General features: G+C 65.8%; 2 protein-coding genes. Both read right to left on the bottom strand.

The genetic code is table 11. The features are described from left to right. Positions 1-18: 18 nt before the first annotated feature. On the bottom strand, positions 19-426 hold the full coding sequence (locus tag F8271_RS31375) for a hypothetical protein (protein ID WP_151493387.1): 408 nt from the start codon (positions 424-426) through the stop codon (positions 19-21). Beyond that, positions 423-1,259, bottom strand: a complete 837-nt coding sequence (locus F8271_RS31370) for an IS5 family transposase (protein ID WP_151493386.1) — start codon at positions 1,257-1,259, stop codon at positions 423-425. The genes F8271_RS31375 and F8271_RS31370 overlap by 4 nt, the downstream gene beginning before the upstream one ends. Positions 1,260-1,407 lie beyond the last annotated feature (148 nt).

Here is a 1,407-nt window from a genome sequence, read left to right as displayed (position 1 = left end):
AGAGGGTGGTTCGGAGTGTTAGGTCCGTTTCTGGGCGAGGGTGAATACTCCGGGCTCGTCTTCGGTGAGGACCTGGCGGTTGACCATGCGTTTCAGCTTCGCGCGGGTGCCTTCGACGTGTTTCGGTGAGGGTTCGACGTCGAGGGCGAGGCAGATGCCCTTGGCGCGCATGCCGGTGGGCGCGGTGGCGAGGACGTGCAGGATCTGCTGGTAGGGGGCGCTGGTGATCGTCGGGTCGTCGGCGGTGAACTCGGCTGCGGCGAGAGTGCGCAGGGTGGTGCGGGTCGTGGCCAGGTCGGCCAGTTCGCCGTCGATGCGGGCGAGTTCGCCGGTCAGTGCGGTGATCTGCTCGCGTAGCCGGTCGGCGTCGTGGCGTGTGGTGGTTTCGCGGTCGGCGATCAGGTCGAGGACCGTGGGAAGGTTCACCGGTGCCGCCAGGAGGGTGTGCTGGTCCCGGTCAGTCGCCGCGCGATGTTCGCTGTCGATGCCCACAGGGTTCGTGACACCGAGGATTCTGGTCGGCTCTCGTACTCGCGTGCGAGGCGACGGTGCAGCATCAACGTGCCGTTGACCTGCTCGACGATCCACCGCTTGCGGATCGGTACGAACCCGGGCTTGGTATCGGATCGTTTGACGACCTCGACGTCGACACCCAGGACGGCGCCGTGCAGCGCTACGTCCTGTTTGAACCCGGCGTCGACCCAGGCGCGGGTGACCGTCGGCGTGTGCTCGGTGACCTTGTCGAGCAGCCGGATGCCGATGGCGTTGTCGGTGACCGACGCCGCGGTCACGACGACCGCGATGATCAGTCCCAACGCGTCCACGGCCAAGCCCCGCTTGCGTCCCGGTACCTTCTTGCCGGCGTCCTTACCGGTCGTGGCGGCCGGGACGTGGTTCGCGGCCCGGATCGACTGGGTGTCCAACACGACCGCGGTCGGATCCTCCCGACGGCCGGCCTTCTCTCTGGCCTGGCAGCGCAGCAGATCGTGGATCGTCTGGTCGGTGCCGTCGTCACGCCACAGGGCGAAGTAGTAGTAGGTGGCTGACTTCGGCGGCAGGTCGTGCGGCAGGTACGCCCACTGACAACCCGTCCGGTTCTGGTAGAAGATCGCGTTCACGATCTCCCGCAGGTCGTAGTCACCATGACGGCCCGACACCGACACCGACACACGCCTGGCCTTCCACGCGTCCAGGAACGGCCCGATCAACGCCCACTGCTCGTCGCTGACGTCACTGGGATACCGCTTTCGATCACCCATGACCGGCCTAACGCCCCAGCCGCCCGACAGTCACGACTAAAGCTCACATCCCACAAATCGACCAGTCGCTATCCATGGCGGACCTACCGAAAGGCCTCCAACCGGACGCAACGCATAGATCAGATCAATTCACTGCGAACCACCCTCT

Origin of the sequence: Micromonospora sp. ALFpr18c (assembly GCF_008868155.1) — a bacterium.
Lineage (GTDB): Bacteria > Actinomycetota > Actinomycetes > Mycobacteriales > Micromonosporaceae > Micromonospora.
Note: the sequence above shows the minus strand (reverse complement) of the source record. Positions and strands in the feature narration are given on the sequence as shown.

What these genes read in the sequence shown, in the direction of transcription:
- F8271_RS31370 (WP_151493386.1), bottom strand. Translation starts at nt 1,259, where the DNA reads ATGGGTGATCGAAAGCGGTATCCCAGTGACGTCAGCGACGAGCAGTGG.